The sequence below is a fragment of the Xanthomonas populi genome (assembly GCF_002940065.1).
GTDB lineage: Bacteria > Pseudomonadota > Gammaproteobacteria > Xanthomonadales > Xanthomonadaceae > Xanthomonas > Xanthomonas populi.
The window spans coordinates 1-4,048 of record NZ_MDEJ01000211.1 but is presented as its reverse complement, the minus strand read 5'-3'; the positions used below and the strand labels follow the sequence as shown (position 1 = coordinate 4,048).

At 61.3% G+C, this 4,048-nt stretch carries 5 protein-coding genes and 3 tRNA genes; all 8 read right to left on the bottom strand.

From position 1 onward, the window contains the following. Positions 1 to 125: 125 nt before the first annotated feature. The 8 genes from XpopCFBP1817_RS19730 to XpopCFBP1817_RS19695 all read right to left on the bottom strand — a co-directional run bounded on the left by XpopCFBP1817_RS19730 (position 126) and on the right by XpopCFBP1817_RS19695 (position 3,671). Positions 126 to 201: transfer RNA gene (locus tag XpopCFBP1817_RS19730), tRNA-Thr, on the bottom strand. 33 nt (positions 202 to 234) lie between these two features. Further along, a tRNA-Gly gene (locus tag XpopCFBP1817_RS19725) sits at positions 235 to 308 on the bottom strand. 28 nt (positions 309 to 336) lie between these two features. Next, positions 337 to 422 (bottom strand) — tRNA-Tyr (locus XpopCFBP1817_RS19720). 274 nt (positions 423 to 696) lie between these two features. Next, positions 697 to 1,017 (bottom strand): hypothetical protein, encoded by a 321-nt coding sequence (locus XpopCFBP1817_RS19715; protein ID WP_128418381.1) that lies wholly within the window; start codon positions 1,015 to 1,017, stop codon positions 697 to 699. A gap of 48 nt (positions 1,018 to 1,065) precedes the next feature. Continuing rightward, positions 1,066 to 1,683 (bottom strand): hypothetical protein, encoded by a 618-nt coding sequence (locus XpopCFBP1817_RS19710; RefSeq protein WP_128418380.1) that lies wholly within the window; start codon positions 1,681 to 1,683, stop codon positions 1,066 to 1,068. Position 1,684: 1 nt separating this feature from the next. Further along, positions 1,685 to 2,383 carry an ABC transporter ATP-binding protein gene (locus XpopCFBP1817_RS19705; protein WP_425479137.1) on the bottom strand — a complete coding sequence of 233 codons (699 nt, stop codon included), beginning with the start codon at positions 2,381 to 2,383 and terminating at the stop codon, positions 1,685 to 1,687. A 41-nt stretch (positions 2,384 to 2,424) separates the two neighbouring features. Continuing rightward, positions 2,425 to 3,360: an efflux RND transporter periplasmic adaptor subunit gene (locus tag XpopCFBP1817_RS19700; protein ID WP_158251332.1), complete on the bottom strand. Its 936-nt coding sequence runs from the start codon at positions 3,358 to 3,360 to the stop codon at positions 2,425 to 2,427. Then, positions 3,357 to 3,671 carry a hypothetical protein gene (locus XpopCFBP1817_RS19695; RefSeq protein WP_128418377.1) on the bottom strand — a complete coding sequence of 105 codons (315 nt, stop codon included), beginning with the start codon at positions 3,669 to 3,671 and terminating at the stop codon, positions 3,357 to 3,359. Before XpopCFBP1817_RS19695 ends, XpopCFBP1817_RS19700 begins: the two co-directional genes overlap by 4 nt. Positions 3,672 to 4,048: the final 377 nt, after the last annotated feature.

Here is a 4,048-nt window from a genome sequence, read left to right as displayed (position 1 = left end):
TGGTCTTGCCATGGTCAACGTGACCAATGGTGCCGACGTTCACGTGCGGCTTCTTGCGCTCAAATTTAGCTTTTGCCATGGGTGCGTGTCTCGGTAATCGTTTGGAGTTGAAGACGATTGTGTAATGGTGCTCACGAAAGGAATCGAACCTTCGACCTCCTCCTTACCAAGGAGGTGCTCTACCGACTGAGCTACGCGAGCGAGTTTTGCATTATGCCATGCATTTAGGTTCAATGGAGCGGGAGACGGGAATCGAACCCGCACCATCAGCTTGGAAGGCTGAGGTTCTACCGTTGAACTACTCCCGCGCCGGGAACTGCAAGGCACAACGTGAACTGGTGGAGGGAGGTGGATTCGAACCACCGAAGGCGTAAGCCAGCAGATTTACAGTCTGCCCCCGTTGGCCGCTTGGGTATCCCTCCAGCTTTTACTGCCGAACCGGAGCGCGACGAAAGCGATTCGATTCGGGGTGAATTGGCCCTTCATTTTGTTGCGGGAGGCGCCCGGTGTCAACAAAAATTTCGATGAAATCGTCACGACTGAATACGCGCGACGCTCAGCGCCGCCCACCGGATCAGACATTTATCACACGTTTAAACGTTGATCGGTCGGCAAAGGCCAGTGACCGCAAGATTTCGTGGAGAGGTCACGTCATGACTTGTAAGGGAATCGCTGCAAGTACCCCCAGTTGCAGTTCTAGAGGGGACCATAGAGATCATAGGTGTGACCCACCCCCGATTCCAGGGCCACCCGTTTCAGCTGTCCAGGCATCACCAGATACAGCACCACGAGCCGACTCTCACGAAGCGATGCCGCACACGTGCGCAGAAGCTCCGCGCTCCCGGTAAACGTCACGAACCGCGACGGATCGATTCCCGTCACATCCGAAAGCAGCTGGCTGACCGCGAGCGTGACCGAAGGGTTATCGTCGGCGATGAGGCATGAAAAGCGCGATGCGTCCACATGGCTCACATGCTTGCGCCACTCCCACCCCGACGGGCTGCCAGCGACCATCATGGGATGAGCTCCGTGTCCACCATTTGACTCACCGACCGACGCACTACGTCAGTCGGCTGGACCTCTGCACGGGCCCGGGCCAAGCTTGCTGCGGCCGTCATAGATCCGATCCGTGAAAGGGCCCGCCGCGTCGACGAAGTGGAAGAACACCTGGCACCAGATGCCCGATGCCAATGGCTCGCGCCAATGCGGCAATTCGGTGCCCTTGTAGATCAGCGCATCGCCGATCTCCAGGGAAACGGGAACGTCCTTGCCCCCGCTTTCGACCAGGATCGGCCAATCGGCTGGCGCGTGGTGGTGGCCCACGGTCATGGTGGCACTGATCTCGCAGGAATGGTGGTCCACGTGCTTGCGCAGCCGCGACTGCGTGGTGTAGATCCGCGCGAACGAATAGGTGGGCAGCAGCCGCCGGCCGGTGGCGGCCTCAATGACCTTCTGCACGTCCGGCATCCACGCCTCGCTCAAGGCATCGGCATAGCGATCCAATGCGTTGACCTTGTCATAGATGCGGTAGAAGCCCTCCATTCCGACATAGGAGATGTAGTAACGGAATGCGGCATCCAGCTGCGCACGCGGCAGCATGCGGGGGGCCACCACGTACCCCAGTGAATCGAACTGCTCAGACACCAAGGGTCCGGCGGGATCGGCCATCATGATTTCGGCCATGTCATGCTCTCCGTTGCACTTCGTGGGAAACCTCACTGTCGACCACCTTGCCGTCCAGCATGTGTATCTGCCGGTGCGACTGGGCGGCTTGTTCCGGATCGTGGGTGACCATGCAGATGGTCGACCCCGCGTCATTGAGCCGATGCAGCAGCTGCATGACCATCTCGCCATTCTTGGAATCCAGGTTGCCCGTCGGCTCGTCGGCCAGGATCAATCCGGGACTGCCCGCCAGGGCCCTGGCGATGGCGACACGCTGCTGCTGCCCCCCGGACAGCTGCGCCGGGAGATGCCTCATGCGGTGATCCATCTCCACGCGCTGGAGCGCGCTTTGCGCCAGCGCCGTCCGCTCCTGGCGACCCAGGTCGTCGCGGAACGTCAGTGGCAACAACACGTTGTCCAGCACGGACATGTCGCCGATCAGGTTGAAGGACTGAAAAACGAATCCGATCTTGCGATTGCGCAATTTCGACAGCTGCGACGCAGGCAATGCGCAGACATCCTCGCCCTCCAGCAGAAACCGTCCGGACGTCGGCGGATCCAGCAGTCCAAGGACCGAGAGCAATGTCGACTTCCCGCAGCCGGAGGGGCCGGTGACGCTCACGAACTCTCCCGTGTGGATGGCGACATCCACCTCGGCCAGCGCGTGGGTTTCCAATTCTTCGGTGAAAAAGACCCGGCTGACTTTTTCGAGCCGGATGATCTCGTGCGGCATTCTGTGCTCAGGGGGCATTGACACTCGACTCACTCTATCGACATGTCGGGAGGGGAACCCAGCCGCGCCAGGTCGGACAGAATCAGGCGATCGCCAGGCTGGAGACCCTGGACCTGGATCTGTCCGGAGGAGTCCTTGCCGAACGTCACCTGGACGCGTTCGGCGCGGTCATCGGAGACCAGCCGATACACCCATGCACGCTCGCCGGCCAACGCGTTGCGCGGGCGATCGACGAACAGGACGTCCTTGAGCGTCTCCAACTCGATGACCGCATCGACGGATTGATCCGAGCGCAACGGCATGCTGTGCGTATCCGGGAGGTCCACTTCGACCACGATCGCGCCCTTGTCCACGCGCGGATTGACGCGGCGGACGGTGCCGTCGATCTTTCCCGAGCGCGTCGTGACCACCGCGGCCTGGCCTGCGGCCAGTTCGGACGCCTGTGATTCGGGCACCTTCAGTTCCGCGATCAACTGGCCGCTCTGTGCCACCCGCGCCAGCTTGGCGCCCACGTCGACCTGCTGCCCTTCCTCGACCGCCACCTGCTGCACCTCGCCGGCCATGCCGGCCTTGACCTGCAAGGCCGCCACTTCGCTGGCGCGCAAATCCCGGACGCTGCGCAGCTGATCCAACCGGGCCGACTCGGCCGAGGTCTGCGCGGTCAGGAAGGCCTTCTGGCTGGACACTTTCCTCGCGCTGATATCGCGCTGATTACCCATCTCCTCGACCTGCATGGCACTTCGCGCGAAGTCCACCTTGGCGAACACACCGCGCTCGAATGCCAGGGTGTTGGCACGATGCTGGGCCTCTGAAATCTTGTAAGCACTGGTTTTCTCGGCCAGCTCGGATTCGACCTGCAGCCGCTGCAATCGCGTCTGGGCGCGCTTGGCCTGGAAATCCGCTTCGGCTTCCCGGAAGCTCAGTTCGGCCGAACGTAATGCTGCTTCCAGCGCGGTGTTGCTCAAAACCATGAGATCGCGCCGGCCTGGACCCGACTACCCGGCTGCGCGACGATCCGGTCGACCCGCGCCACGGTCTGCGCAGGAATCCAGCGCATGTTGCTGGGCACCAGACGGCCGTTGGCGCGCACGCTCCTCACCAGGTCGCCACGCTGCACGACGCCAACGGAAAGATCGGCACGCGAGACCGCAGGCCGCGCATTGCCGAACCACGACACCGCTAGTACCACACCCACCGCCAGCACCACCACGCCGCCCAGCAACAGGGCACATTTCCGTAATCCGACCTGACGCGGCTTGCTCCGAGCTATGTCCATGGCACCGCCTTGTCCTCGTGACACATCATCTACACACGTCCTAGCGGCTCACCAAACAACGTTTCCTGATTTGGACATGCGCGCTGGCACCATCGAGCACCGCCCGCCTCGTCAGCACACTCCTGTCAATCACGACGTGCGCGCCACGCATGCACCCTTAACATGGCTCAAAACAGGCCACTCACTCCATCTAAGGAAGGTCTGAACAACTCTCAAGACCAAAAAATTTCAGTATCCAGAGCGCCATAACGCGCAAATTGGGTATGTAAGACGAGATTTTGCGCGTATCTGGCGGCTTCAGCTGCCGCCGGACAGCATGATGCTTTGGCCGGCAATCACTGCCGGCGCACCATCCATAGATTGGATAGCGCAAACAG